We start from the raw sequence: 26,294 nt of genomic DNA, 5'->3' as shown, positions 1-26,294 counted from the left end.
TTCAAGTTAGTTTTAAAAGCTTTTGCCTGACGGCAATAGCGCCGTGGAACCACCTGATCCCATGCCGAACTCAGAAGTGAAACGCGGTAGCGCCGATGGTAGTGTGGCATTCGCCATGCGAGAGTAGGACACTGTCAGGCACCTATTTAGAAGAGGCCTCCCATTCGGGAGGCCTTTTTGCATTTCTGACTTCCAAAAATCTGCCATGCCGCCGGCATTTTAGTAAAAGTGCTGGGCTATCAAGGGATTGCCCGTTACTCTTTAGCCGTTGCCGATTAACACGTGATGCTGCCAGCGAGGTATTGATGGCTACGTTGAAGGAAATTGCACAGGAAGCGGGGGTTTCTCTCGCCACGGTATCCCGGGTACTGAACGAGGATCCCAGCCTGAGCGTCAAGGAAGAGACCAAGCAGCGGATCTTCGAGATTGCCGAACGGCTGGAGTACAAGACCAGCAGCGCCCGCAAGGGGGTACACAAGAGCAAGCTGCACTTTCTGGTGGTCTATGCCTATCCCCAGAGTACCGAGGTCAACGATCCCTACTATCTCGCTATCCGTTATGGCATCGAGACCCAGAGTGCCCGCCTCAATATCGAGCTGACCCATCTCTACAACTGTGGTGAAGGGCGTGAATTGAGCGCCGTGGATGGCATTCTGGTGGTCGGCACCCTCACGTCCGAGCGTCTGGCCCAACTCAGGGCTTGTTCCAGCCAGCTGGTGTTTGTCGACTGCCGTTCACCGGGAGAGTTCGACTCGGTCGATGTGGATCTTGCCCTGATCAGCCAGCAAGTGGTTGATTACTTTATCGCGCAGGGGCATCAGCGCATCGGTTATATCGGTGGCCAGGATGAGAATCCGGATCTGCGTGAATTGGCCTTCCGCGATTATGGCCAGCGGCTGGGGGTGGTGCAGGAGAGCGATCTCTATCGCGGCGACTTCTCCAGCGCCTCCGGCTACCAGTTGGCGAAGGAGATGCTGGCAGGGGATTGGCCCAAGGCGCTGTTCGTCGCCTCCGACTCCATCGCCATTGGTGTGCTGCGTGCCATTCATGAGAAGGGACTGGCGATTCCCCAGCAGATCGAGCTTATCAGCGTCAACGATATTCCGACCGCCAAGTTCACCTTCCCGCCGCTCTCCACGGTGCGGATCCACTCTGAGTTGATGGGCTCCCAGGGGGTCAATTTGCTGGTTGAGCGGCTGCGAGACGAGCGTGATATTCCACTCCGGGTGCTGGTACCGAGCAAGTTGACCCTGCGCGGCACCACTCGCTGATTTTAGTAAAACACCCTGCTTTTTAGTCGTGCCATCTTGCGGTGGTGCGACTCCTCTCCCAAGCAAACCTCTTTCCCATATCATCCAACAACTTCATATCATATTGTTTTATAGTTGATTTTATTGCTAATCAGCCAGCTGCCATCAACATCCATGCCACTCATCCATATCTTGCCCTCCTTTATCTCCCGCTTCTGATCTCGCTCACAAAACCATCTGTTCATTGTGATCAGGTTAAAACTTTACCAATCCCAAGCTGATATTTAGTAAATGTTTATCTAAAGTTTACCCAGTTAACGTTGCCTTGTTCCGGGAGGACATGTGAATAACTGGGAAAACGTCCAATTCGTTGGTGAAAACAGGCTGGCCCCGCGTGCCTACTTCTTCTCTTATGCCGACCACGCGCTGGCGGCCACCATGCAGCGCGAGCTGAGCCGCCGTTTTCTGAGCCTTGGCGGCCAGTGGCAGTTCCACTACTTCGACCACCCCCTGCAGGTGCCGGAGGCCTTCTATCACAGCCCCATGAGCGAGTGGGGCCAGATCACCGTGCCCAACATGTGGCAGATGGAAGGACATGGCCAGCTGCAGTACACCGACGAAGGTTTTCCCTTCCCCATCGATGTGCCCTTCGTGCCGACCAACAACCCCACCGGTGCCTATCAGCGCAGCTTCACGCTGAGCCCGGCCTGGGACGGCGAGCAGGTGATCATCAAGTTTGACGGGGTGGAGACCTACTTCGAGGTCTATGTGAACGGCCACTACGTCGGCTTCAGCAAGGGCAGCCGTCTCACCGCCGAGTTCGATATCAGTGCCTACGCCAAGGTTGGCGAGAACCTGCTGTCGGTGCGGGTGATGCAGTGGGCCGACTCCACCTATATCGAAGATCAGGACATGTGGTGGATGGCGGGGATCTTCCGCGACGTCTATCTGGTGGGCAAACCGGCCGCCCATGTGCAGGACTTCTTCATCCGCACCGCGCTGGCCGATGACAATCAGAGCGCTACCCTGAGCTGCGATATCCAGCTCGAGAACCTGGGGGCGGCCGCCCGTGATCACCGTCTGATCTGGTCGCTGCTGGATCAGGGCTGCGAGATCGCCAGTGGCTCCCTCGACCATCTCGCCATAGACGGCAAGTGTGATTGCCGCTTCACGCTGGATCTGGCCAACCCCCATCTGTGGAGTGCCGAAGATCCTTACCTCTATCAGCTGCAACTCTCCCTCTACAACGGTCAGGGCGAGCTGCTGGAAGTGATCCCGCAGCGGGTCGGGGTGCGTGAAATCAAGGTCAAGGATGGCCTCTTCTACGTCAACGGCCACTACCTCAAGCTGCACGGGGTGAACCGTCACGACAACGACCACCTCAAGAGCCGTGCGGTCGGTATGGACCGAGTGGAGCGCGATATCGTGCTGATGAAGCAGCACAACCTCAACTCGGTGCGCACCGCCCACTACCCGAACGACCCTCGCTTCTATGAGCTGTGCGACCAGTACGGCCTGTTCGTGATGGCGGAGACCGACGTGGAGACCCACGGTTTTGCCAACGTTGGCGATCTCAGCCGCATCACCGATGACCCCTTCTGGGAGCCGGTGTTCGTGGATCGCATCGAGCGCCACGTGCACGCCCAGAAGAACCACCCCTCCATCATCATCTGGTCGCTCGGCAACGAGTCCGGCTACGGCTGCAACATCAGAGCCATGTACCAGCGCTGCAAGGCGATCGACCCGACCCGGCTGGTGCACTACGAAGAGGATCGCGATGCCGAGGTGGTGGATGTGGTCAGTACCATGTATTCCCGCGTCTCCCAGATGAACTGCTTCGGCGAGTTCCCGATGGAGAAGCCGCGCATCCTCTGCGAATACGCCCACGCCATGGGCAACGGCCCGGGTGGCCTGAGCGAATACCAGCAGGTGTTCGACCGTCATCCCCACATTCAGGGTCATTACATCTGGGAGTGGTGCGATCACGGCATTCTGGATCAGGACGAGCAGGGACGCCCCGTTTACAAGTACGGCGGCGACTACGGCGACTACCCCAACAACTACAACTTCTGCATGGATGGCCTTATCTATCCGGATCAGACCCCGGGGCCGGGCCTGCGCGAATACAAACAGGTAATCTGCCCGGTCAAGGTGCGCGCCCTGGATCTGGCGAGCGGCAAGCTGGAAGTGGAAAACCGCTACTGGTTCTCCACTCTCGACGACATCCGTCTGCTGGTCGAAGTGAAGGCCGAGGGCGAACTGCTGGCCAGCCAGCAGATCCGGCTGGAAGGGGTGGCTCCCGGTGCCACCACTGAGCTGCAACTCGAACTGCCATCCCTCGATGGGCGAGAAACCTTCGTCCAGCTGCGGGTCATCAAGGCCACCGCCACCCGCTACAGCGCGGCGGAGCACGAGCTTGGCCAGTACCAGTTCCAGCTGAAGGTATCGACTCGCCAGCTGCGACCCTTTGCCAACCCCAACGCGACCCCGTTGCATATCGCCGATGAGCGGCTCGATTTGACCCTGAGCGGTAGCGGCTTTGCCCTGCGCTTCTCGCGCCTCGACGGCAAGCTGGTGAGCTGGCAGCAGGATGGTATCGAGCTGATTGAGCGCTCGCCGCGCCTCACCTTCTTCAAGCCGATGATCGACAACCACAAGCAGGAGTACGAGAGCCTGTGGCACCCCAACCACCTGCAGATCATGCAGGAGCACTTCCGTGGCTTAAGCTGGCGTCAGCTGGGTGAGGCGGTCGAGGTGACGGTGGAGAGCCTGATCGCGCCGCCGGTGTTCGACTTCGGCATGCGCTGCCGCTACGTCTACACCCTGAGCCCGAACGGCCAACTGCACGTGGCGCTCTGTGGCCAGCCCTACGGCGGTTATGACGACATCATCCCCAAGATCGGCTTCGAGCTGGGCATTCGTCAGGATCTCGACCGGGTGCACTACTACGGCATGGGGCCGGGCGAAAACTATCAGGACAGTCGCCAGAGCAACTGGATCGACAGCTTCAACAGCACAGTCGGCGAGATGTGGGAGCACTACCCCTTCCCGCAGGACAACGGCAACCGCCAGCAGGTGCGCTGGGCGACCCTGACCAACCGCCACGGTGCCGGTCTCTACGTGCGACCCGATGCCCCCATCAACCTGAGCGTCTGGCCCTACAGCTGGGAGCATATCCACGCGGCGCAGCACATCAACGAGCTGGAGCCCTGCGGTTATCTCACCCTCAATCTGGATCACAAGGTACTGGGGCTTGGCTCCAACTCCTGGGGCTCCGAGGTACTGGACTCCTGGCGAGTGCGTTTCGAGCCATTCAGCTTCGGCCTGACCCTGCTGCCCATCGCCCGTGGCAACCTCAATCCGGCTGCGCTGGCCGGGCTCGATCTCACCATCAACGGCGGGAGGAACCTCGCATGATCACCCTGGACAACCTGACCCTGTTCAAAAACATCTACCGGGAGGGCAAGAAGTGGGGCCGCTGCGTGGAGGCCATCAACAACCTGGCCAACCTCAAGCCTGGTATCTGCCACTCCATCGGTGACTCCCTCACCTATCGCTTGCAGGAGGGGGCCAGCCCGGCCACCTCACTGTTCGAGGGGCAGCGCCGCTACTTCGACGTCCACTACTACCTGGAAGGGGCAGAGACGGTGGTGTGGGCTCCCAAATCGGAGCTGGGGGTCGAGCAGGCCTATGACGACACCACCGACCGCGAGTGGCTGGCAGGCGAGGTGCGTGCGCGCCAGAAAGTCGGCAACGGTCAGGTGGTGATCTTCGAGAACGACGAGGCCTACCGTTTCGTCGGCGACGGGCCGGTGCGCAAGGTGATCATCAAGGTCACCGTCGAAGGCGGCTACTTCAAAAACAAATAACAAGCCGCTGGTTCTGCACTGACAAAAGCCGGAAGGGCGGGGCTCACCCTACAAATCATGCCCCGCCCTTTCGCGAGATAACTACAGGTCTGGAGATGCACCATGTCTGATTCCAAACGCAATACGATAGGCAAGTTTGGTCTGCTGTCGCTCACCTTCGCGGCGGTATTCAGCTTCAACAATGTCATCAACAACAACATCGAGATCGGTCTGGCCTCGGCCCCGATGTTCTTTCTGGCCACTATTTTTTACTTCATTCCGTTTTGCCTGATCATTGCGGAGTTCGTGTCACTGAACAAAAACTCCGAAGCGGGGGTGTATGCCTGGGTGAAGAGCTCCCTCGGCGGTCGCTGGGCCTTTATCTCCGCCTACACCTACTGGTTCGTGAACCTCTTCTTCTTCACCTCCTTGCTGCCGCGGGTTATCGCCTACGCCTCCTATGCTTTCCTCGGTTACGAGTACATTCTCACCCCGGTGGCGACCACGGCATTGAGCATGGTGCTGTTTGCCTTTGCCACCTATGTCTCCACCAACGGCGCCAAGATGCTCGGCCCCATCACCTCGGTGACCTCGTCCCTGATGCTGCTGCTGACCCTCTCCTACATCCTGCTGGCAGGTGCGGCACTGGTGGGCGGTGTGCAACCGGCCGACCCCATCACGGTAGAGGCCATGGTCCCCGATTTCAGCTGGGCCTTCCTCGGTATCACCACCTGGATCTTTATGGCAGCCGGTGGCGCCGAGTCGGTGGCGGTCTACGTCAATGACGTGAAGGGTGGCTCCAAATCCTTCGTGAAGGTGATCATCATCGCCGGGATCTTTATCGGCGTGCTCTACTCCATCGCATCACTGTTGATCAACGTGTTCGTGCCGAGCGGTACCCTGAAATATACCGGCGGCTCGGTGCAGGTATTTGAGGGGCTGGCCGCTTACTTCGGCCTGCCGGAGATCCTGATGAACCGCTTCGTGGGTCTGGTCTCCTTCACCGCCATGTTCGGCTCCCTGCTGATGTGGACGGCGACCCCGGTGAAGATCTTCTTCTCCGAGATCCCGGCCGGTATCTTCGGCAAGAAGACGGTCGAGCTGAACGAGAACGGCGTGCCTGCCCGTGCAGCCTGGATCCAGTACCTCATCGTGCTGCCGCTGATGGTGATCCCGACCCTGGGCTCCAACACCGCGCAGGATCTGATGAACACCGTCATCAACATGACCGCCGCCGCCTCCATGCTGCCGCCGCTGTTCATCATGCTGGCCTACCTCAATCTGCGTCTGAAGCTCGATCACCTGCCGCGGGATTTCAGGATGGGTTCGCGTACCACCGGCATCGCCGTGGTCTCGGTGCTGATCGCCATCTTCTCGGTGGGCTTCCTCGCCTCCACCTTCCCGACCGGCGCCGACATCATGACCATCATCTTCTACAACGTCGGCGGGATCGTGATCTTCCTCGGCTTCGCCTGGTGGAAATACAACAGATACGAGGCCTCCCTCAGCGCCGAAGCGCGTGCCAAAGAGGCTCAGCCGACGGCACAGGTCGCCATGCAGACGCCATAGGCACTGAATTGAATTCCAATCAAACCGGGTGGCCGTTGGCCACCCGCAAACCGTTGAACCAGAAAAGGAAAAGAGCATGAACGAGACGATCGAGTTTGCCGAATTCAAACGGGTCGAGATGAAGGTGGGCAAGGTGCTGGAGGTGGTGCGTCACCCCGGTGCCGACAAACTCTACATCGTCCAGATCGACGTGGGTGGCGAGCGGCCGCTGCAGACCGTCACCAGTCTGGTGCCTTACTACAGCGAAGAGGAGCTGATGGGCAGCGAGGTGGTGGTACTGACCAACCTCAAGCCCACCAGGATGCGCGGCGAGCGCTCCGAGTGCATGTTGCTCTGCGCCGAGACCCCGGACGAGAGCCAGAGCGTGCTGTTGCAGCCCCGGGTGCCGATGGCGCCGGGCACCCCGATCGTCTGACTGGTATTGCGAGCCGGTGCGGGAGACGGCACCGGTTCAGCAACGAGGCCGTGCACGCGGCCCGATCATAACAAGAGAGTAAAGCGCGGGGCCGACAGACCCTTGCCGAACACATCACAGAGTCACAGCGTTACCCGCAGGGAGCGCGAGTCCACTGGAGGACACCATGTCTGAATCCGTACGCGGCACCATAGGCAAGTTTGCCCTGTTGTCGATGACCTTTGCCGCCGTGTTCAACGTGCGCAACATCGTCAACAACAACATCGAGCTGGGGCTCAGCTCCGCCCCCATCTTCCTGCTGGCGACCATCGTCTACTTCATTCCGTTCGTCTTCATCATCGCCGAGTTCGTTTCGGCCAACAAAAACTCCGAGTCGGGGATGTACGACTGGCTGAAAAAGCCGCTCGGCACCCGGATGGCCTATCTGGGCTCGTTTCTCTACTGGTTTGTGAACCTGTTCTGGTTCGTCTCCCTGCTGCCCAACGTCATCGCCTACGCCTCCTACGCCATGCTGGGCTATGAGTACAGCTTCTCGCCCATGGTTACCTCGATCATCTCCATCGTGCTGTTTGCGGCGGCGACCCACATCTCCACCAAGGGAGCGAGCTGGCTCGGCAAGATTGCCGAGATCGTGGCCTACGGGGTATTTGCCCTGTTCGCCATCTATGTGCTGGGCGCCCTCATGGCTCTGAGTGGCGATCATGTGCCGGCCCAGCCCATCACGCTGGAGGCGATGACTCCCACCGTCAACTGGGCGACGCTGGGCATCATGTGCTGGATCTTCCAGGCGGCGGGCGGTGCCGAGACCGCAGCGGCCTACCTCAATGATGTGAAGGGGGGCCAGAAGTCCTTCATCAAGGTGATCATCAGTGCCGGTATCGTCATCGGTGCCATGTATGCGGTCGGTTCCCTCTTGGTGAACGTGTTCGTGCCGCGCGAGAGCCTCACCTATGCCGGCGGCATGGTGGAGATCTTCACCGGCATGGCGCAGTATTTCGGGCTCTCCGAGGCGCTGGTGGGCCGCTTCGTCGGCGTGGTGCTGTTCATCGCCATGTTCGGTTCCATGATGATGTGGACCTCGGCGCCGGTGAAGATCCACTTCTCCGAGATCCCGCAGGGGGTTTACGGCGAGAAGACCACCCAGCTCAACGAGCACGGCGTGCCGGTGCGCGCCGCCTGGTGGCAGTTTGTCTTCGTGTTCGCGATGCTGGTGGTCAACGGCTTCGGCTCCGAGTCGGTGCAGCAGATGATGAACACCGCCATCAACCTTACCGCCGGCACCGCCATGTTGCCGCCGATCTTCATCATGGTGGCCTACTTCGTGTTCCGCTGGAAACATGACGACACCCCCCGCGACTTCCGCATGGGGTCGCGCAAGTTCGGGATGGGCGTGGTATCGGTGCTGATCGCCATCTTCGTGGTGAGCATGAGCGCCTCCGCCTTCCCGGCCGGGGTGGATCTGGTGCGCGCCTTCTTCATCAACGTCTTTATGACCGCGGTATTCTCGGCGCTGGCCTACTGGTGGATCTCCCGCTTCGAGAAGCGGCAGGCCCGCAAGCTCGCCGGCAATGAGAAGAAAACCGGCAACGGCAAGCTGGCCAGCCAGCGCTGATCGGCTGGGTGAAAAAGCGGAACGGGCGGCCTTGGTCGCCCGTTTTTTTATCCATTTTTAGCCGTTTGGGAGCTGTCAGGGCCGGTTTATCGTCAACTTTTGCTACTCGATATGGCGAAGGCGTTAAGCATTGATGAACAATTATTCGCCGCTCAACTTTGCGCCTCTCCGTTATCGGGGTAAGCTGGAGGTTCGTTTTAGCGGGAGGTGCCAGACATCTCCCGCTCTGTTTCTTGTCTTCCCCAGTCCTGACTGCCGCCACGGCAGCAGGATGCCCTTCTGATGGAGACCTTTCGTGCGTCTGGATCCCTTTACTGTTGTGCTGATTGCGGTGGTCACCCTGGCCTCCCTCTTTCCCTGCGAGGGGCAGGTGGCCGTCTGGTTCGGTCTGCTGACCAAGCTGGCGGTGGCGCTCCTGTTCTTCATGCATGGCGCCAAGCTGTCGCGCCAGAACCTGCTGGCGGGCCTCGGTCACTGGCGGCTTCATCTGGTGGTGATGCTCAGCACCTTCGTGCTGTTTCCGCTGCTCGGGCTGCTGCTCACCCCGTTGGTGCCGAGCTGGCTGAGCCCGGCTATCTACCTCGGCTTCCTCTATCTCTGCGCCCTGCCTGCCACCGTGCAGTCGGCCATCGCCTTTACCTCGATGGCGGGGGGCAATGTGTCGGCGGCAGTGTGCAGCGCCTCGGCCTCCAGCATCCTCGGCATCTTCCTCTCGCCAGTGCTGGTGGGGATGATGATCCACGTGCAGGGGGAGGGGATCGACACCTGGCACTCCATTCAGTCCATCATGATGCAGCTGATGCTGCCGTTTGTGGTGGGGCATTTGTCCCGTCCGCTCATCGGCCGCTGGGTCGATAGCCACCGCCCGCTCATCGGCAAGCTGGATCAGAGCTCCATCCTGCTGGTGGTCTATGTCGCCTTCAGCGAGGCGGTGGTGCAGGGGATTTGGCACCAAGTAGGTTGGTACGACCTGGCCAGTATCGTGCTGCTGAGCTGCGTCTTGCTGGCGCTGGTGCTCTGCTGGAACGTCTGGATCAGCCGTCGTCTCGGTTTCGACAAGGCGGACGAGATCACCATCGTCTTCTGCGGCTCCAAGAAGAGCCTCGCCAACGGGGTGCCGATGGCCAACGTCATGTTCCCGGCCGCCAGCGTCGGGGTGATGGTGTTGCCGCTGATGATCTTCCACCAGATCCAGCTGATGGTCTGCGCCGTGCTGGCCCGCCGCTATCATGAGCAGGGGCATTGATACTCGCGCCATTTTGACTGCCATGAAAAGAGGGAGGCCCGTTGGCCTCCCTCTTTTCATCTGCATGTCGACCGGCGTGCTAGCGTTTGCGCCAGACGGTCAGCTGCGCCACCGTGTGCTGGTATTTGCGGGCGGTCTCGCGGATGACGAAAGGCACATCCCGCGGCGGGCAGTGCTCCTCGAACTCCGCCGCCAGCAGCCGTTGCAGCGCCTGATAGGTGGTGAGCGCCTCGCCGTTTTCGCGAATGCCGCCGAGCCAGTTGGCGGGCGGGGTATATTCCGCCAGCCAGGTATAGGGGCTGGTGAGCACCAGCAGGCCACCGCTGCGCAGTCGGGGAGCGATATCCCGCAGGAAGCGGGCGGGCTCCCGCAGCCGGTCGATCAGATTGGAGGCGAGCACCAGATCGTAGTGGTCATATTTGGGCTTGAGGTTGCAGGCATCCCCCTGACTGAAGTGGATGCGCTCAGCCTGACTCGCCCCCAGCCCGTGGCTCGACAGGCGCGCCTCGCAATACTCCACCAGTTCACCCTCCAGCGGAATGGCGTAGCGGAAGCTGTCCTGGCTGGCGAGGGCCAGCGCCACATCGATGAAGCGGGCCGAGTAGTCCACCCCGTCCACATGCTGGAAGTGGCGGGCCAGTTCGAAGCTGGCGCGGCCGGTGGCACAGCCGATATCCAGCGCCCGCTGGTGGTTGCTGCACAGCTCGCCAGCAAGATCAGCAAGCGTCTTGGCGTAGTTGGCTACCCCGAAGTGGCTCGGGCCGTACTGGAAGTCGAGGTACTGAGCGACCAGCGTGTCGGTTTCATAGGGATTCACGATAACGGGTTCCTGATAACGGGAGACCAGATAGCGGAAACCCGCATGCTGGAAGAAGTGACGCCGGAAGGCGTAACGGGATGATTTGAGCGCTTCGTTACCCGTGCTGATCCAGCTGCCGCCCTTGATCAGGGTGTGCTTGCCATCAAAGGTGGGGGTGGAGAAGTCGTCGTAGAGTGGGTGGATTTTAAAGCCGTCGAAACCGTCGATGGCGGTGCTGGTCCACTGCCAGACATTGCCCACCAGATCGAAGAACTCCCCTTGCGGGCAGGCATCCACCGGGCAGGAGGAGGCGAAACGGGCCAGATTGATATTGCCGGGGGCTTCCGTCCAGTCCGGCTGATCGCCGGGTAGCTGCTCGCGCAGCAGCATCCATTCCGCCTCGCTCGGCAGCTGGATGGGGAGTCCGGTCTGTGCCGCCTTCCAGCGACAGAAGGCAGCCGCCTCCAGCTGGTTTACCTCGACTGGCCAGTCCCAGGGCATGGCGATCTGCTCGGTCATCAGCCGCAGCTGCAACTGCCCGGGTTCGGCGGGGTCGCCGACCCAGAAGGTGGGCATCTGCGCCTTGGCGTACTGGCACCAGCCCCATCCCTCCTCATCCCACCACTGTTGCTGGCCATAGCCCCCCGCCTGGACGAAGGCGAGGTACTCGGCATTGCTCACCAGCATGCGGCTGGCCTGAAACGGGGCCAGCTCGATATGGCGCTCGCCATATTCGTTGTCCCAGCCGTAGGTGGCGTCCTGCTTGCCAAGGCGCACCTTGCCGCCGGCCATCGGCAGCAGGCTGTTGGCGGGCACCTGATCAATGCGATGGCGGGCTTCGGTGCAGGCGGGCCAATAAGGCTGCGGCCGCACCCAGGCGAGCGGCAACTGGCGGATCAGCACGCTGGAGGTCTCGAGGTGGATGCGCTCGTGCTCTATCCCCATCAGGATCACCCAGGCCGGGCTCTGCCAGTCGATGGGCAGGGTGAGCGGCATCTGGCGAATGAAATCGCACACCAGCGAACGGACTCTGGCCCGATAGCTGCGCAGCTCGGTGACTTTTGGCCAGTCGTAGTGGGTCTCGTCCAGATCATCCCAGCTCATCTCGTCCACCCCGATGGCGACCATGGCCTCGATGCGGGCATCCAGCCGCTGATCGATCAGGCGCGCCGCCAGCAGCTTGTTGATAAAGAAGGCGGCGGTGTGGCCGTAGTAGAAGATGAGCGGGTGGCGCAGCGGGATCGCCTTGTTGAACCAGGCCCGCTCATCGGCCAGACAGTCGAACAGCGAGTCGTAGAGATCGAAGGTCTGGCAGAAGTAGGCGAGCAGTTCGCGCCGTTTCTGCTCGGGATCGCTGCCGGTCAGCAGCGGGGTGCGAGTCGGTTCCGGCAGACCGGTGGCGGTGGCATAGAGAGGGCTTGCTTGGGTCACGCTCTGGCTCCTTGTTGGCAGTGAAGACTGACAAGACAGTGGTAATGACATTACCGCAATGGAGAGCTTGGTACGCACGAAGTACCACTATTGGCTCAACAGACCGGCAGGGCAATTAAAAACTTCCACGGGCTGTCAGCATAGTGACCGGCAGGACGACCCGCCAATCAGCCACAATCATATCCGTTCGAGAATGGTTATTTTCACCAAAATATGGTCTAAATGGCTCTCTTAATTCTTCGTTCTGTTCTGGGTGAAAAAGTTATTTCCTTTTGAATCATAATGTTAATTTTTGGCTCACGCTTTGCAGAGCATGAAAACCAATTGGCCCTGGATGGCCAACACATAAGGAGGAGAGTAGCGATGAAATGGATGATGGTTGTCATGTTGATGGCAGGGCTCAGTGGTTGTCACTGGCTGGATCAGACCAGAGTGACCGGAACGGGTGCTGTGGTCGAGCGCCAGCAGGCGCTCGGTGACGGGGTGACCCGGGTGCTGGCGGGGGTGCCTGCCACCCTCCATCTGGTAGCGGGGGAGCCGCGCGGTATCCTGATCAAGGGGCAGGAGAACCTGCTGCCCTATCTGGAGCTGACCGAGAGCGGCGACAAGCTGGAGATCGAGGTGAAGGAGGGTTACCGGCTCGATCCTACCGAGCCGCTGGAGCTGACCATCACCTTGCCGGTGTTGAACGAACTGGCATTGGCCGGGACCGGCAACGGCGATCTGAGCGGCTTCAAGGGCGATGAGCTGGTGCTGTCGGTGGCCGGTACCGGTGACATCGTCGCCAGTCAGCTGGAGCTGAAACGGCTGGAAGGGAATATCGCTGGCACCGGCAGTCTGGAGCTGGGCAGCGGTTCGGCACAGGCCATCGAGCTGAACATTGCCGGATCTGGCGATGTGCTCGGGAGCGAGATGCGCGGCAAGGAGGTAGAGGTCAATATCGCCGGCAGCGGTGATGTGGCTGTGCGGGCGCAGGAGACGCTGAAAGTCGGCATCGCCGGCTCAGGCAACATCGCCTACTGGGGCGATCCCAAGGTGGAGCAGCAGATCGCAGGCTCCGGCGGGGTGACCCGCGCGGGCAGCTGATATCAACCGATCACCACAACTGAAACAGGCCCGCAACGGGCCTGTTTTGATCAGAGGTGGCGGGCGTGAAAGCGCAGGTGCGCCTCGATAAAGCTCGCCACGAAGTAGTAGCTGTGGTCATAGCCCTCGTGGCGGTTGAGCTCCAGCGGCCACTCCTTGCTGGCTGCCACCTCGGCCAGCGCATCGATATGCAACTGCTCGGCGAGAAAGGGATCATCCAGTCCCACATCCACCAGGGTGGGCAGCGGCGTGACCGGCTGGTGGCGCAGCAGCTGGCAGGCATCCCACTCCTGCCACAACAAGGGATTGCTGCCGAGGTAGGCGCCGAGCGTTTTCTGGCCCCAGGGGCAGCGGCTCGGGTGGCAGATCGGGCTGAAGGCCGAGACCGAGCGGTAGCGACCCGGCTCCCGCAGCGCGGCGATCAGCGCCCCGTGACCCCCCATGGAGTGGCCGCTGATGGCGCGGCGGGTCGAGACCGGGAAGTGGGTCTCTATCACATCGGGCAGCTCGCGGGTGACGTAGTCATACATCTGGTAGTGCGCCTGCCAGGGGCTCTGGCTGGCATTGACGTAAAAGCCTGCCCCCATGCCGAGGTCATAACCGGGATCGTCTGCCACGCCGTCGCCGCGGGGGCTGGTATCCGGCGCCACTAGGGCTATGCCGAGCTCGGCGGCGATGCGGTGTGCCCCCGCCTTCTGCATGAAGTTCTCATCGGTGCAGGTGAGGCCGCTGAGCCAGTAGAGCACCGGTACCTTCTGGCCGGTGAGGGCCTGAGGCGGCAGATAGATGGCAAAATTCATCTCGCAGCCGAGCACGCTGGCGTGGTGGCGATAGCGCTTGTGCCAGCCGCCGAAGCTCTTGTTGCTGCTGATAATCTCCAGATTCATCGAAGGACTCCTGCACCCCGCCCACGAAGGCGGGCGGGGCGATCATGCTCAGTAGTGGATGACGGTGCGGATGCTCTTGCCTTGGTGCATCAACTCGAACGCCTCGTTGATCTGTTCCAGCGGCATGGTGTGGGTGATGAAGTCATCGAGGCGGAACTCACCCTGCATATAGCGCTGCACATAGCTCGGTAGCTCGCTGCGACCACGTACCCCGCCGAAGGCGCTGCCGCGCCAGACCCGACCGGTCACCAGCTGGAACGGACGGGTGCTGATCTCCTGACCCGCTCCGGCCACGCCGATGATGACCGACTCGCCCCAACCCTTGTGGCAGCACTCCAGCGCCGCACGCATCACCTTGACGTTGCCGATGCACTCGAACGAGAAGTCGACGCCGCCGTCGGTCAGCTCGACGATCACCTCCTGAATCGGTTTGTCGTAGTCGTTCGGGTTGATGCAGTCGGTGGCGCCCAGCTTGCGGGCCAGTTCGAACTTGCTCTCGTTGATGTCGATGGCGATGATGCGACCGGCCTTGGCCAGACGAGCCCCGATCACCGCCGAGAGGCCAATGCCGCCCAGCCCGAAGATGGCGACGCTCTCACCCTCTTTCACCTTGGCGGTGTTCATCACGGCGCCGATGCCGGTGGTGACGCCGCAGCCGAGCAAACAGACCTCTTCCAGCGGGGCGGCCGGGTCCACCTTGGCGATGGAAATCTCCGGCAGTACCGTGTATTCGCTGAAGGTGGAGGTGCCCATGTAGTGATAGATGGGCTGGCCATCCTTGGAGAAGCGGGTGGTGCCGTCCGGCATCAGCCCCTTGCCCTGGGTGGCGCGGATCTTCTGGCACAGGTTGGTCTTGCCGGATTTGCAGAATTTGCACTCGCCGCACTCGGGGGTGTAGAGCGGGATCACGTGATCGCCCACCTTGACGCTGGTGACGCCCTCGCCGACGGATTCGACGATGCCGCCCCCCTCGTGACCGAGGATGCAGGGGAAGACCCCTTCCGGATCTTCACCTGAGAGGGTGAAGGCATCGGTGTGGCAGACGCCGGTGGCGACGATGCGCACCCGCACTTCGCCCGTCTGGGGCGGCATGACCTCGATCTCTTCGATGGAGAGGGGCTGGCCCGGGCCCCAGGCTATGGCGGCCTTACACTTGATGCTTTGAACCTGTGCCATGACGGATGTCCTTATTGTTGAGCAGGGTGAGGTGAATGGGTTCGGACATCCAGTGTAGTTTCCCGCTTATTTGGTGATAATAAGGCGAAATCTGAAATCACTTTTACACATAGGTAATAATGTTCGGCTGGGAAGGGATCTGTGAATTTGTCAGCGTGGCGGAGCAGGGGGGCTTTACCCCGGCGGCGCGCAAGCTGGGGGTGTCGGTGGCGCAAGTGAGCCGGCAGGTGGCACAGCTGGAGGATCGGCTGCAGGCCAAGCTGCTGCTGCGCACCACCCGTCAGGTGCGGCTCACCGAGCTCGGCGAGATTTATTATCGCCACTGTCGCCAGCTGCTGGACAACCTCTATGAGGCGGAGCTGGCGGTGGGGCGCCATCAGGCGGTGCCGCAGGGCACCCTGCGCATCACGGCCCCGGTCTCCTACGGCGAGAGCCGCATCGCCCCGCTGGTGAACGACTTCATGGTGCGCTTCCCCCAGCTGGAGGTGACCCTCAACCTCACCAACCAGCTGCTGGATCTGGTACACGAGGGCTACGATCTGGCGCTGCGGCTCGGTCATCTCAAGGACTCCAGCCTGGTGGCGCGCAAGCTGGCGCAGCGGGTGCCCTATGTGTGCGCCTCGCCGGCCTATACCGCCCGCCACGGCATGCCCAACAGCCTCTCCGAACTCACCCGCCACACCTGCCTGGTGGGCAACAGCGACGAGTGGCACTTCACCCTGGATGGCCGTCCCCACAGCGTGCGGGTGCACGGCCTGCTGCACTGCAACAGCGGTCACGCCCTGCTGGATGCGGCGCTCAAGGGGATCGGCATCATCCAGCTGCCGGACTACTACGTCAGCGACCACCTGGCCCGGGGCGAGCTTATCGAGCTGCTGCCGGAGCTGCGGGCGCCGGCGGAGGGGATCTGGGCCCTCTATCCCCACAACCGCCACTTATCTCCCAAGGTGCGGCTGCTGGTGGACTATCTGGCCGAACGGCTGAGCGACCCTCACCAACCGGCGCTGGTGATGCCGATAGGCTAGGGTGTTCCCCGCCTGTTGACTCACTGGCGGCGGGCGACAGGTGCGATGGCCTGAAAATAAAAGAGCCCTTGAGGAATCAAGGGCTCTTTTGCAGGTAGCAACCGGATGGTCAGTGACCCATTACTCGATATTCTGGATCTGCTCGCGCATCTGCTCGATGAGGACTTTCAGCTCGACGGCGGACTGGGTCACTTCGGTATTGATGGACTTGGAGCCCAAGGTGTTCGACTCGCGGTTGAACTCCTGCATCATGAAGTCGAGACGACGGCCACAGGCGCCACCCTTCTTCATGATCTTGTTGGTCTCGCTGATGTGCATCTCCAGACGATCCAGCTCTTCGGCCACGTCGATCTTCTGGGCCAGCAGCACGATCTCCTGCTCGATGCGGGCCGGATCCAGCTCCACCTTGGCTTCGGCCAGGCGGTCGGTGAGCTTCTGGCGCTGCCACTCGATGATCTGTGGCAGGTGGACGCGCACCTTCTTCACTTCCACCTGAATGCCGGCCAGACGCTGTTCGATCAGCGCCTTGAGGTTGGCCCCTTCGCTGGCGCGGGAGGCGAGGAAATCTTCCATGGTCTGGTCAAAACCGCCGAGCAGCTCGGTGGCGACCGCGTCCATGTCCTGCTCGGCGGCGGCCATGACGCCTGGCCAGCGCAGCACGTCGACCGGGTTGAGCTGGCCCTGGCCCGCCTCTTTCATTACCCAGTTGGCGCTGTCGATGATGAGCTTGGCCAGCTCTTCATTGATGTGCAGCTGGCTGGCTGCGGCCTGAGCGGCTTCAAAACGCAGGTTGCACTCCACCTTGCCGCGCTGCAGCTTGGCGCGGAAACGCTCACGCAGTACCGGCTCCAGGCTGCGCAGTTGCTCCGGCAGGCGAATGTAGGTTTCCAGATAGCGCTGGTTGACCGAACGAATTTCCCAAACGGCTGTGCCCCAGTCGCCCTTGAATTCCTTGCGGGCGTAGGCGGTCATGCTGTGAATCATTGATTGTTCCGGGCTTGATGAAGTGTGCGGCCAGTATACTCAGCCCGGCCCTGCTCGTCAGCCGATGCCGAGGTTTTAGCGGCTGATATTTGGGGCGGGATCACTTATAATCCCCCGCCAATTTGAGCCAGCCCAGAGGTCCGTTCCATGTCACGTCCAAGCGATCGCAGTGCCGCGCAACTTCGCCCGGTTACCATTACCCGCAATTTCACCAAACATGCAGAAGGCTCAGTGCTGGTGGAGTTCGGTAACACTCGCGTGCTCTGCACCGCCAGCGTTGACACCAGCGTGCCGCGCTTCCTGAAAGGGAAGAACCAGGGCTGGGTGACTGCCGAATACGGCATGCTGCCGCGCTCCACTCACTCCCGGATGAACCGCGAAGCGGCCTCCGGCAAGCAGAGTGGCCGTACTCTGGAGATCTCCCGTTTGATCGCCCGCTCCCTGCGCGCGGCGGTAGACCTGACTGCGCTGGGCGAGCACTCCATCACAGTTGACTGTGACGTGCTGCAAGCCGATGGCGGCACCCGCACTGCTTCCATTACCGGTGCCTGCGTGGCGCTGGTGGATGCGCTGAACTGGATGGTCGAGAAGGGCATGATCAAGCAGAGCCCGCTCAAGCAGATGATCGCCGCCGTATCCGTCGGCATGTATCAGGGCGAAGCCATCTGCGATCTGGAATACATCGAAGACTCCGCCGCCGAGACCGACATGAACGTGGTGATGACCGAAGATGGTCGCATCATCGAGGTGCAGGGCACCGCGGAGGCCGAGCCCTTCACCCACGAAGAGCTGCTGGAGATGCTGGCGCTCGCCAAGGGCGGCATCGCCGACATCATTGCGCTGCAGAAGCAGTCGCTCTCCTGATTTTAAAAACGCGGCATTGACCGCGTTTTTTTATACCCCCACACAAGACAACGACAAGCCAAGCAAGGAGCCAGAATGAAAGCCTACCAGCGTCAATTTATCGAGTTCGCCCTGGAGAAACAGGTCCTCAAATTCGGTGAATTTACCCTGAAATCCGGTCGTAAAAGCCCCTACTTCTTCAACGCCGGTCTGTTCAACAGTGGCCGCGATCTGGCCCGTCTCGGCCGCTTCTATGCCGCCGCCCTGATGGATGCCGGTATCGAGTTTGATGTGCTGTTTGGCCCGGCCTACAAGGGGATCCCCATCGCCTCCGCCACCGCCGTGCAACTGGTGGAGCAGCACGATGTGGATGTGCCCTGGTGCTTCAACCGCAAGGAGGCCAAGGATCACGGCGAGGGTGGCAATCTGGTGGGCAGCCCGCTCAAGGGGCGCATCATGTTGGTGGACGATGTCATCACCGCCGGCACCGCCATCCGCGAATCCATGGATCTGATCCAGGCCAACGGCGCCTCGCTGGCGGGAGTGCTGATCGCGCTGGACCGTCAGGAGAAGGGCAAGGGCGAGCTCTCCGCCATTCAGGAGGTGGAGCGTGACTACGGCGCCCACATCATCGCCATCATCCAGATGAGCGACCTGATCCAGTATCTGGAAGAGAAGCAGGCCGAGCAGCCGGAGCTGGCCGAGCAACTGGTTGCCATGAAGGCTTACCGCGCCCAGTACGGTATCTGAGTCACCGCTCACACCGCACAATAGCTGAATGCGGCGCCCGTTTGTTCTCTGGCAGCAAACGGGCGCCGTTTTTTTCATCTGCAAAAAGTGGATCATGTGGCTTGAGCTTGCCCTTACAGTAAAGGTTAGGGTTTGCCTGTCGGCGTTTTGTGGTGCCGACGGGTTCCGGGGAGGAACAACATGACCACTCATCTTCAACCACCCATTCATCTGCAGTTGCCGCTCAGTGGCATGAGCTGCGCCAACTGCGCCAGCCGCATCGCGACCAGCCTCAACAAACTCGACGGGGTATCGGCCACCGTCAACTTCGCGCTGGAGCAGGCGGCCATCGAGCTGGCCAGCCCCGACCGTTTGCCTGCGGTGCTCGACAGCATCAAGAGTCAGGGTTACGACTACGGCAGCGAGACCTTTTTGTTCCAAATTACCGGCATGACTTGTGCCGGTTGTTCGGCTCGACTGAACAAGATGCTGGCCGCACTGCCCGGCGTTATCTCGGCCGAGGTCAACTTCTCCATCGAACAGGCCCGGATTGTGCTGGTACCCGGGATGCAGACCCCGGCCGCTTTGCGCGAGCAGATCGAAGCGCTCGGCTTTGGCGCCCAGCTGGCACAAGGCTCGGCCAGCGGTCGCCGCCAGCAGTTGCTGGAGCGGGAAGTGCAGGAGGCCGCCAGCGCCCGTCAGGCGCAGACCCGGGTCATCGTCTCGGCTTTGCTGACCCTGCCGCTGCTGGTTGGGATGCTGGCCATGGCCGGTCTGCTGCCTTGGCATCTGCCCGTCTGGCTGGAGCTGCTGCTCGCCACCCCGGTGCAGTTCTGGATCGGCGCCCGCTTCTATCGCGGTGCCTGGCTCGCCATCAAGAACCGCGCAGCCAATATGGATGTGCTGGTGGCTACCGGCACCAGCGCCGCCTACTTCTACAGCCTCTATCTGTTGTTGACGCTGGGGATGGCCGCCAGCGGCAAGCTCTATTTCGAGGCGAGCGCCATCATCATCACCCTGATCTCCCTCGGCAAGTTGCTGGAAGCTCGGGCCAGACGCAGCACCCAGTCCGCCATTCGCGAACTGATGGCGCTGCGGCCGGAAACTGCCACTGTCTGGCGTGGCGAGAGCTGGCAGAGCGTCGCCATCGACGAGGTGCTGCGCGGCGATCGGCTGCGGGTGCTGGTGGGGGAGCGGGTGCCGGTGGACGGCAGAATCGTGAACGGCGCCAGCGAACTGGACGAGTCGATCCTCACAGGCGAGAGCCTGCCGGTGCCGCGCGATGAGGGCGACTGGGTGCTGGGCGGTGCCATCAACCGCTCCGGCGTCCTAGAAATTGAAGCCACTACGGTGGGGGAGGATTCCAGCCTCAGCAAGATCATCGCGCTGGTGGAGAGCGCCCAGATGGGCAAGGCCCCGCTGCAACAGCTGGTGGACAAGGTCTCCGCCGTGTTCGTGCCGGTGGTGATGGCCATCGCCCTCTTCACCCTGCTGGCGTGGTACGCCATCGGCAACGATTTCGGTCAGGCACTGCTGGCGGCGGTGGCGGTGCTGGTGATCGCCTGTCCCTGTGCGCTGGGGCTGGCAACGCCGGCGGCCATCGTCACTGGCACCGGCGTCGCGGCGCGTCACGGCATTCTGATCAAGGATGTGGATACCCTGCAGAAGGCCCACGCCATCAAGGCGCTCATCTTCGACAAAACCGGCACACTCACTCAAGGCAAGCCGGTGCTGGCGAGCTGGAGCGGCAATGACGAGCAACTGCGCCTCGCTGCCGCCCTGCAGCAGGCGAGCGAACACCCGCTGGCGCTGGCCATGCGCGAGGCAGTCGGCAGCGGGGTGGCACTGCCTCAGCCGGAGGCGGTCGAGGTGCGGGTCGGTGCCGGCATAGTCGGTCAGGTGGCGGGCCACAGTGTCGCCATCGGCAATGGTTCCCTGCTGGCCCAGCTCGAGATTGAAATGCCGCAACAGGATGAACAAGCCGCCGATGGGGCGACCCGGGTTTGGGTTGCCGTTGATGGCACGGTCGCCGGCATCGCGGCACTGGCCGATACCCTGCGTCCCGAGAGCACGGAAGCCATCGCCACCCTGCGCCAGCGCGGTATCGCCAGCTGGCTGGTGAGTGGCGATGCACCGGCGCCGGTGGCCTATATCGCCGCCAAGCTGGGGCTGGACGGAGCCTTTGACTCCGTGTTGCCTGCGGGCAAGGTGGAGAAAGTGGAGGCGCTGCGGGGGCAAACCCGCGGGCTGGTGGCGATGGTGGGGGATGGAGTGAACGACGCCCCGGCGCTGGCGGCGGCGGATGTCGGTATCGCCATGGGCTCCGGCTCCGATGTGGCGATGGAGACTGCTTCCATCACCCTGATGCGATCCGACCCGCGGCTGGTGGCCGATGCCATCGACATCTCGGCGGCGACCTGGCGCACCATACAGCAGAATCTGTTCTGGGCCTTCGTGTTCAATATCATCGGCATTCCGCTGGCGGCGCTGGGCTACCTGAGCCCCGAGCTGGCGGGGGCGGCCATGGCCCTGAGCAGCATTACCGTTTTGAGCAATTCCCTGTTATTGAAACGCTGGCAGCCCAGGGCGGCGCACGGGCCAGCATCCAACCCGATCAGTAAGGAGGCATAAATGAACATCAGCAAGGTTGCCAAGGCCACAGGGCTGACCGCCAAGACCATCCGTTATTACGAGAGCATTGGCCTCATCACAGCCCCGGTACGCAGTGACAACGGCTATCGCAGTTACACCGAGGGGGCGTTGCGGGAGTTGCGTTTCGTCAAGCGGGCGCGGGAGACCGGCTTCAATCTGGAGGAGTGTCAGGAGCTGCTGGCGCTCTATCGGGATGAACACAGAACCAGCGCCCAGGTGAAGAAGCTGGCGCAGGAGAAGATCGTCGATCTGCGCTCCCGCATCGCCGGGTTGCAGGCCATGCTTACCTCCCTGGAAGGGTTGGTTTGCTGCTGCCACGGGGATGAAAATCCCGAGTGCCCGATCCTCGACGAATTGGAGAAGGGGTGAGCAAGGACTCACCTGCCAGCGCAGAAGAAATCGTTGTTGATTGATTAACTTCTTAATAAGCGGCGCTTTATTGTTGCGGGTCAGGGGGTAATGGTAGACTGCTCGGCTCTTGTACAGGAGTACTCAGTTGACCCAGAGTGTGACACGCCAGGTTAAGCAGGCCATTATGGCCCAGCTCTATACCCATGCATCGTTCAGTCTCCCCTGTTTGGGCGTGTTGGCATTTGGCTGGAGTCTGCTGTTTCACGACTATCTACCCGCCATCGAAGCGCTCGGTTGGCTGGCAGGCACTTTCCTGTGGCTGCTGGGTCGGGGCTGGCACCTGCGCTGGCGCCGAGCCCGCCTGCACCAGACACCGCTGCCAGTGCTGGAGCGGGAGCTCTTTATCGGAGCCACCATCACCTCCATCATCTGGGCTCTCGGGGTGCTGCTCTACATGGACAAGCTGCCCGATACCTACCGGGCCGCCATGATGATGCTCTCCAGCCTCATTCTTACCGGCAGCGCCATCATGCTGTTTGGCAGCCGCCGCACCCTCTATGGTTCCGCCCTGCCGCTGGGCATGGCGATGCTGTTCGAGCTGGGCAATGGCAACGAGCAGGAGCGGATCGTCTCCTGCATGCTGGCCGGCTATCTGTTTGTCTTTCTGCCAACTCTGTTGCGCCGGATGCGGCGAGATCAGATCGCCTCGCTCCACCACCGTTTCTCCAACGCCGAACTGGTGGCCGAACTGAAGGCGGTCTCCGAGCATTTGCGTCTCACCTCCCGCCTCGACGGCCTGACCGGCATCGCCAACCGCGCCCATCTCGACGACTCTCTGGAGCGGGCTTGGCGGCGCTGCCATCGCGCCCGGGCGCCGTTGTCGCTGGTGCTGGTGGATGTGGATTACTTCAAGCAGTTCAACGATCTTTACGGCCATCAGCTGGGGGATGACTGCCTGCAACAGGTGGCGGGGCTGCTGGCCGAGGTGGAGCGGCGCGAGGACGATCTGGCGGCCCGTTACGGGGGGGAAGAGTTTGCCTTGCTGCTGCCCTGCACCGGCATGCAGGGGGCACTGCAGGTGGCGGACAATGTCCGGCAGGCACTCAAGGAGCTGGCCATCCCGCACCAGAAGTCACTGGTCTCCGGTCGGGTCACATGTAGTTTTGGTGTTGCGACACTGATACCGGACAACAGCATGAAAATCGCCGATTTGATCCAAAAAGCGGATGCGGCACTCTATCAGGCCAAGCATAATGGGCGGGATCGAATCGAAGTAGCCTTGATGGGTAAGGTTGCCTGAATTTAACGTGACAGATTAAAGAGGTTGTCTATGCAATGTCATCGTATCGAAGAGCTGCTGGAGTTGTTGCAGCCTGCCTGGATCAAGGAACAGGATCTCAGCCTGGTGCAGTTTGTTGCCAAACTGGCCCAAGAAGCGGGATTTGAAGGGCCTCTGTCCGAGCTGACCGACGACATGCTGATCTATCACCTCAAGATGCGGGAATCCGACAAGCAGGCGATGATCCCCGGTCTGGCCAAGGATCATGTGCCCGATTTCAAAGAGGCACTGCTCAAGGCACGCGGAATCAAGTGAATCTTTAGCGGAAGCGCATCACCTCGGGGTGATGCGCTTTTTTGTTGCCGAAAATTGCGATCCAACCCCAATATTAGATACATCTAATCCACACAATTAGCATGCTGTTTAAGATATAATCCGCTCCATAACAAATAAGGGAGCGATGTCTTGCAATGGCCGACCACGATAAAATCGATATCAAGGACGTCACCGACAAGGGCGTAACCGGGACCTTCAACCCCAATACGTTCAAAGCCAGCGACGACAGATTCAACCCGGGTAACCGCATCTATGTGCGGGCCCAGAAAGGGTATTGGCAGCGGATGCGCAAGGCCATGGGCTGGTTCTTTGTGGCGCTGTTCGTGCTGCTGCCCTGGCTGCGTTACGACGGGCGACAGGCGGTGCTGTTCGACCTCGGTCACCAGCAGTTCCATATCTTTGGCGCCACCATCTGGCCGCAGGATCTGACCCTGCTCGCCTGGCTCTTCATGATCGCCGCCTTCGGACTCTTCTTTATTACCACCTTCCTCGGTCGGGTCTGGTGTGGCTATCTCTGCCCGCAGACGGTCTGGACCTTCATGTTCATCTGGTTTGAAGAGAAGCTGGAGGGGCCCGCCAACAAGCGGCGCAAGCTGGACGAGGCGCCCTGGAGCGGCGAGAAGCTGGCTCGCAAAGGGGCCAAGCATCTGGCCTGGCTGGCGATCTCGCTGGTGACCGGCCTGACCTTCGTCGCCTACTTCCAGGATGTGACTGAACTGGTGCCGGACCTCTTCACCCTGCAGGCCAGTGGATGGGTGCTGTTCTGGGTGATCTTCTTCACCATCATCACCTACGGTAACGCTGGCTGGATGCGTGCCATCATGTGTATCCACATGTGCCCCTATGCCCGCTTCCAGTCCGCCATGTTCGACAAGGACACCTTCATCGTCGGCTATGACACCAAGCGTGGCGAGACCCGTGGCGCCCGCTCCCGCAAGGCAGATCCCAAGGCGATGGGGCTGGGCGACTGTATCGACTGCGATCTCTGCGTGCAGGTCTGCCCGACCGGTATCGATATCCGCGATGGCCTGCAGTACGAGTGCATCAACTGCGGCGCCTGCGTCGATGCCTGCGACCAGACCATGGAGCGGATGGGCTACCCGAAAGGGCTCATCAGCTACACCACAGAGCACAAGCTGGCCAACGACTCCACCCATGTGGCTCGGCCCAAGTTGATCGGTTACGGGCTGGTGATGGCGGTGATGCTGGGGGTGTTTGTCTACAACGCCATGTCCATCATGCCGATGGGGCTCGATATCCTGCGGGATCGCAACCAGCTGTTCCGCGAAAACAGCGAGGGGCTCATCGAGAACACCTACACCCTCAAGATCCTCAACAAGACCCTGCAGTCCCAGACCTACCAGCTGGATGTGGAGGGCTTGCCCGAGTATCAGTGGTTCGGCCCCCGTGAAGTGACCCTGAAGGCGGGCGAGATCTACACCCTGCCGGTCAGTCTGGCGGTCGATCCTTACAACCTGAAACGGCCGGCGCTGGATATCCAGTTCGTGCTGAAACGGGAGGGTGCGGCGCCCGATGACAGCAAGGGCAACCTGCGCCAGGGCAGCAAGTTTATCAGCCGCTTGTAACTGCGTGTGGCTGCGGGCGGGGCGTGACAACTGTCCGGTCACCAGCGAGCACGGCAATGCCGATCAGTAGTGATAGAATGGGGCGCAACGGCGCCCCTTTCTTATGGTGGATGACATGCGTTTCAACTATTCCGACCTCAATCCCGACCTCATCATGGATGCGCTCGATCTCAGTGGCCTGCGGCTCGACTCCGGCCTTATCGAGCTCAACAGCTACGAAAACCGGGTCTACCAGTTTCAGGATGAGGATCGTCGCCGCTATGTGGTGAAGTTCTACCGTCCCGGCCGCTGGAGCAGGGCCCAGATCCTCGAGGAGCACGAGTTTGCCACCCGTCTCGCCGAGGCTGAGATCCCGGTCGCCGCACCGCTCGCCTTCGAGGGCGAGACCCTGCTGGAGCACGAGGGCTACCCCTTTGCCATCTGGCAGAGCGTCGGTGGCCGCCAGTTCGAGGTGGATAATCTCGACCAGCTTGAGTGGGTGGGGCGTTTCCTCGGTCGCATTCATCAGATCGGCGCCAGCAAGCCGTTTCATCATCGGGTGCGGCTCGATGTGGAGAGCATGCTGCACGAACCGCGTCAGCTGCTGGCGTCTGGCGAGTGGCTGCCAAGCGGGCTGGCGAAGCAATTCTTCGGGGTGCTGGACGAGCTGATTAAACATGTCAGCGATGCCATGACCCTGGATGTGGCGCAGATCTCCCTGCATGGCGATTGCCACCCGGGCAACATCCTCTGGCGCGATGGCCCCATGTTTGTCGACCTCGATGATTGCCGCACCGGCCCCGCGATTCAGGATCTCTGGATGATGCTGAGCGGCGAGCGCCACGAGCAGCAGATCCAGCTCGATACCCTGCTGGCGGGCTACGAGGAGTTTATGGAGTTCGACTCGCGGGAGCTGGCGCTGATCGAGCCGCTGCGGGCGATGCGCATCGTCCACTACATGGCCTGGCTGGCACGGCGCTGGGAAGATCCCGCCTTCCCCCGTCACTTCCCCTGGTTCAATACCGATCACTACTGGCGCCAGCAGATTGCGACCCTGCACGATCAGCTGGAGGCGCTCAAGGCACCACCGCTGAACCTGATGCCAAACTGGTGAAATTGAAGGGATCTTGCGTGGCAAGAGGGACTCGATCTCCGGCCCTGACCATTGACGTCAGCATGGCGAAACAATAGGCTTGGCACTGCTTCGGTTC

General features: G+C 61.2%; 21 protein-coding genes and 1 rRNA gene. 18 read left to right on the top strand and 4 right to left on the bottom strand.

The features are described 5' to 3' along the window. Positions 1-25 precede the first annotated feature (25 nt). The 8 genes from rrf (at position 26) to LRL22_RS13335 (ending at position 9,940) form a co-directional block, all read left to right on the top strand. A 5S ribosomal RNA gene (rrf, locus tag LRL22_RS13370) occupies positions 26-140 on the top strand. Between the two features lie 165 nt (positions 141-305). Next, positions 306-1,271, top strand: a complete 966-nt coding sequence (gene ebgR / locus LRL22_RS13365; RefSeq protein ID WP_216979859.1) for a transcriptional regulator EbgR — start codon at positions 306-308, stop codon at positions 1,269-1,271. 321 nt (positions 1,272-1,592) lie between these two features. Beyond that, the gene (gene ebgA, locus LRL22_RS13360; RefSeq protein ID WP_270905561.1) at positions 1,593-4,667 is read left to right on the top strand and encodes a beta-galactosidase subunit alpha; all 3,075 of its coding nucleotides are present in this window, start codon (positions 1,593-1,595) and stop codon (positions 4,665-4,667) included. Continuing rightward, the gene (locus LRL22_RS13355) at positions 4,664-5,119 is read left to right on the top strand and encodes a beta-galactosidase subunit beta (protein ID WP_270905560.1); all 456 of its coding nucleotides are present in this window, start codon (positions 4,664-4,666) and stop codon (positions 5,117-5,119) included. Before ebgA ends, LRL22_RS13355 begins: the two co-directional genes overlap by 4 nt. A gap of 102 nt (positions 5,120-5,221) precedes the next feature. After that, complete coding sequence (locus LRL22_RS13350; protein WP_058056269.1) at positions 5,222-6,667, top strand: amino acid permease; 1,446 nt, start codon at positions 5,222-5,224, stop codon at positions 6,665-6,667. 76 nt (positions 6,668-6,743) lie between these two features. Then, positions 6,744-7,082, top strand: coding sequence for a tRNA-binding protein (locus LRL22_RS13345; RefSeq protein ID WP_179902794.1), 339 nt, complete (start codon positions 6,744-6,746; stop codon positions 7,080-7,082). A gap of 166 nt (positions 7,083-7,248) precedes the next feature. Further along, on the top strand, positions 7,249-8,694 hold the full coding sequence (locus LRL22_RS13340) for an amino acid permease (RefSeq protein ID WP_040067598.1): 1,446 nt from the start codon (positions 7,249-7,251) through the stop codon (positions 8,692-8,694). A 295-nt stretch (positions 8,695-8,989) separates the two neighbouring features. Beyond that, on the top strand, positions 8,990-9,940 hold the full coding sequence (locus LRL22_RS13335; RefSeq protein WP_058056266.1) for a bile acid:sodium symporter family protein: 951 nt from the start codon (positions 8,990-8,992) through the stop codon (positions 9,938-9,940). 79 nt (positions 9,941-10,019) lie between these two features. Here LRL22_RS13335 and ovoA read toward each other — a convergent pair whose 3' ends face one another. Beyond that, positions 10,020-12,170, bottom strand: a complete 2,151-nt coding sequence (gene ovoA, locus LRL22_RS13330; RefSeq protein ID WP_270905559.1) for a 5-histidylcysteine sulfoxide synthase — start codon at positions 12,168-12,170, stop codon at positions 10,020-10,022. Positions 12,171-12,533: 363 nt separating this feature from the next. On the opposite strand from ovoA, the gene LRL22_RS13325 reads away from it, so the two are divergent. After that, positions 12,534-13,256 carry a head GIN domain-containing protein gene (locus tag LRL22_RS13325; protein ID WP_201988094.1) on the top strand — a complete coding sequence of 241 codons (723 nt, stop codon included), beginning with the start codon at positions 12,534-12,536 and terminating at the stop codon, positions 13,254-13,256. A gap of 50 nt (positions 13,257-13,306) precedes the next feature. Here the strand turns inward: LRL22_RS13325 and fghA are convergent, their stop codons facing one another. Together fghA and LRL22_RS13315 are read right to left on the bottom strand one after the other, a co-directional pair. Further along, the gene (gene fghA / locus LRL22_RS13320; RefSeq protein WP_270905558.1) at positions 13,307-14,143 is read right to left on the bottom strand and encodes an S-formylglutathione hydrolase; all 837 of its coding nucleotides are present in this window, start codon (positions 14,141-14,143) and stop codon (positions 13,307-13,309) included. A gap of 48 nt (positions 14,144-14,191) precedes the next feature. Next, positions 14,192-15,319 (bottom strand): S-(hydroxymethyl)glutathione dehydrogenase/class III alcohol dehydrogenase, encoded by a 1,128-nt coding sequence (locus LRL22_RS13315; protein ID WP_270905557.1) that lies wholly within the window; start codon positions 15,317-15,319, stop codon positions 14,192-14,194. A 119-nt stretch (positions 15,320-15,438) separates the two neighbouring features. Between LRL22_RS13315 and LRL22_RS13310 the strand changes: the two genes are divergently transcribed. Continuing rightward, positions 15,439-16,344: a LysR substrate-binding domain-containing protein gene (locus LRL22_RS13310; RefSeq protein WP_270905556.1), complete on the top strand. Its 906-nt coding sequence runs from the start codon at positions 15,439-15,441 to the stop codon at positions 16,342-16,344. Positions 16,345-16,464: 120 nt separating this feature from the next. On the opposite strand, the gene LRL22_RS13305 is transcribed toward LRL22_RS13310, so the two are convergent. Then, entirely contained in the window at positions 16,465-17,328 is an 864-nt protein-coding gene (locus LRL22_RS13305) for a YicC/YloC family endoribonuclease (RefSeq protein ID WP_270905555.1), read from the bottom strand. A 147-nt stretch (positions 17,329-17,475) separates the two neighbouring features. On the opposite strand from LRL22_RS13305, the gene rph reads away from it, so the two are divergent. The 8 genes from rph to LRL22_RS13265 all read left to right on the top strand — a co-directional run bounded on the left by rph (position 17,476) and on the right by LRL22_RS13265 (position 26,197). Beyond that, positions 17,476-18,192 (top strand): ribonuclease PH, encoded by a 717-nt coding sequence (rph, locus tag LRL22_RS13300; protein WP_005339589.1) that lies wholly within the window; start codon positions 17,476-17,478, stop codon positions 18,190-18,192. Positions 18,193-18,267: 75 nt separating this feature from the next. Next, positions 18,268-18,921: an orotate phosphoribosyltransferase gene (gene pyrE / locus LRL22_RS13295; protein ID WP_139747657.1), complete on the top strand. Its 654-nt coding sequence runs from the start codon at positions 18,268-18,270 to the stop codon at positions 18,919-18,921. A gap of 180 nt (positions 18,922-19,101) precedes the next feature. Then, positions 19,102-21,531 carry a heavy metal translocating P-type ATPase gene (locus tag LRL22_RS13290; protein ID WP_270905554.1) on the top strand — a complete coding sequence of 810 codons (2,430 nt, stop codon included), beginning with the start codon at positions 19,102-19,104 and terminating at the stop codon, positions 21,529-21,531. Next, positions 21,532-21,921 carry a Cu(I)-responsive transcriptional regulator gene (gene cueR, locus LRL22_RS13285; RefSeq protein WP_270905553.1) on the top strand — a complete coding sequence of 130 codons (390 nt, stop codon included), beginning with the start codon at positions 21,532-21,534 and terminating at the stop codon, positions 21,919-21,921. Between the two features lie 127 nt (positions 21,922-22,048). Beyond that, positions 22,049-23,203, top strand: a complete 1,155-nt coding sequence (locus LRL22_RS13280) for a GGDEF domain-containing protein (RefSeq protein ID WP_005339596.1) — start codon at positions 22,049-22,051, stop codon at positions 23,201-23,203. 30 nt (positions 23,204-23,233) lie between these two features. After that, positions 23,234-23,497, top strand: a complete 264-nt coding sequence (locus tag LRL22_RS13275; protein WP_005339598.1) for a YihD family protein — start codon at positions 23,234-23,236, stop codon at positions 23,495-23,497. Positions 23,498-23,652: 155 nt separating this feature from the next. After that, the gene (gene ccoG / locus LRL22_RS13270) at positions 23,653-25,104 is read left to right on the top strand and encodes a cytochrome c oxidase accessory protein CcoG (RefSeq protein ID WP_005357450.1); all 1,452 of its coding nucleotides are present in this window, start codon (positions 23,653-23,655) and stop codon (positions 25,102-25,104) included. 103 nt (positions 25,105-25,207) lie between these two features. Beyond that, entirely contained in the window at positions 25,208-26,197 is a 990-nt protein-coding gene (locus tag LRL22_RS13265; protein WP_270905552.1) for a serine/threonine protein kinase, read from the top strand. Positions 26,198-26,294 lie beyond the last annotated feature (97 nt).

This window comes from Aeromonas sp. PI_26 (assembly GCF_027854445.1).
In the GTDB taxonomy this organism is placed as follows: Bacteria; Pseudomonadota; Gammaproteobacteria; order Enterobacterales; family Aeromonadaceae; genus Aeromonas; species Aeromonas veronii.
The sequence above is the reverse complement of the archived record's forward strand: the minus strand, read 5'-3'. Positions and strand labels throughout refer to the sequence as shown.

Bases quoted from the DNA above. Each gene is read 5' to 3' on its own strand.
- ebgR (WP_216979859.1), top strand. From the start codon at position 306: ATGGCTACGTTGAAGGAAATTGCACAGGAAGCGGGGGTTTCTCTCGCC.
- LRL22_RS13355 (WP_270905560.1), top strand. From the start codon at position 4,664: ATGATCACCCTGGACAACCTGACCCTGTTCAAAAACATCTACCGGGAG.
- LRL22_RS13350 (WP_058056269.1), top strand. From the start codon at position 5,222: ATGTCTGATTCCAAACGCAATACGATAGGCAAGTTTGGTCTGCTGTCG.
- LRL22_RS13345 (WP_179902794.1), top strand. From the start codon at position 6,744: ATGAACGAGACGATCGAGTTTGCCGAATTCAAACGGGTCGAGATGAAG.
- LRL22_RS13340 (WP_040067598.1), top strand. From the start codon at position 7,249: ATGTCTGAATCCGTACGCGGCACCATAGGCAAGTTTGCCCTGTTGTCG.
- LRL22_RS13325 (WP_201988094.1), top strand. From the start codon at position 12,534: ATGAAATGGATGATGGTTGTCATGTTGATGGCAGGGCTCAGTGGTTGT.
- fghA (WP_270905558.1), bottom strand. From the start codon at position 14,143: ATGAATCTGGAGATTATCAGCAGCAACAAGAGCTTCGGCGGCTGGCAC.
- LRL22_RS13315 (WP_270905557.1), bottom strand. From the start codon at position 15,319: ATGGCACAGGTTCAAAGCATCAAGTGTAAGGCCGCCATAGCCTGGGGC.
- LRL22_RS13310 (WP_270905556.1), top strand. From the start codon at position 15,439: ATGTTCGGCTGGGAAGGGATCTGTGAATTTGTCAGCGTGGCGGAGCAG.
- LRL22_RS13305 (WP_270905555.1), bottom strand. From the start codon at position 17,328: ATGATTCACAGCATGACCGCCTACGCCCGCAAGGAATTCAAGGGCGAC.
- rph (WP_005339589.1), top strand. From the start codon at position 17,476: ATGTCACGTCCAAGCGATCGCAGTGCCGCGCAACTTCGCCCGGTTACC.
- pyrE (WP_139747657.1), top strand. From the start codon at position 18,268: ATGAAAGCCTACCAGCGTCAATTTATCGAGTTCGCCCTGGAGAAACAG.
- LRL22_RS13290 (WP_270905554.1), top strand. From the start codon at position 19,102: ATGACCACTCATCTTCAACCACCCATTCATCTGCAGTTGCCGCTCAGT.
- cueR (WP_270905553.1), top strand. From the start codon at position 21,532: ATGAACATCAGCAAGGTTGCCAAGGCCACAGGGCTGACCGCCAAGACC.
- LRL22_RS13275 (WP_005339598.1), top strand. From the start codon at position 23,234: ATGCAATGTCATCGTATCGAAGAGCTGCTGGAGTTGTTGCAGCCTGCC.
- ccoG (WP_005357450.1), top strand. From the start codon at position 23,653: ATGGCCGACCACGATAAAATCGATATCAAGGACGTCACCGACAAGGGC.
- LRL22_RS13265 (WP_270905552.1), top strand. From the start codon at position 25,208: ATGGTGGATGACATGCGTTTCAACTATTCCGACCTCAATCCCGACCTC.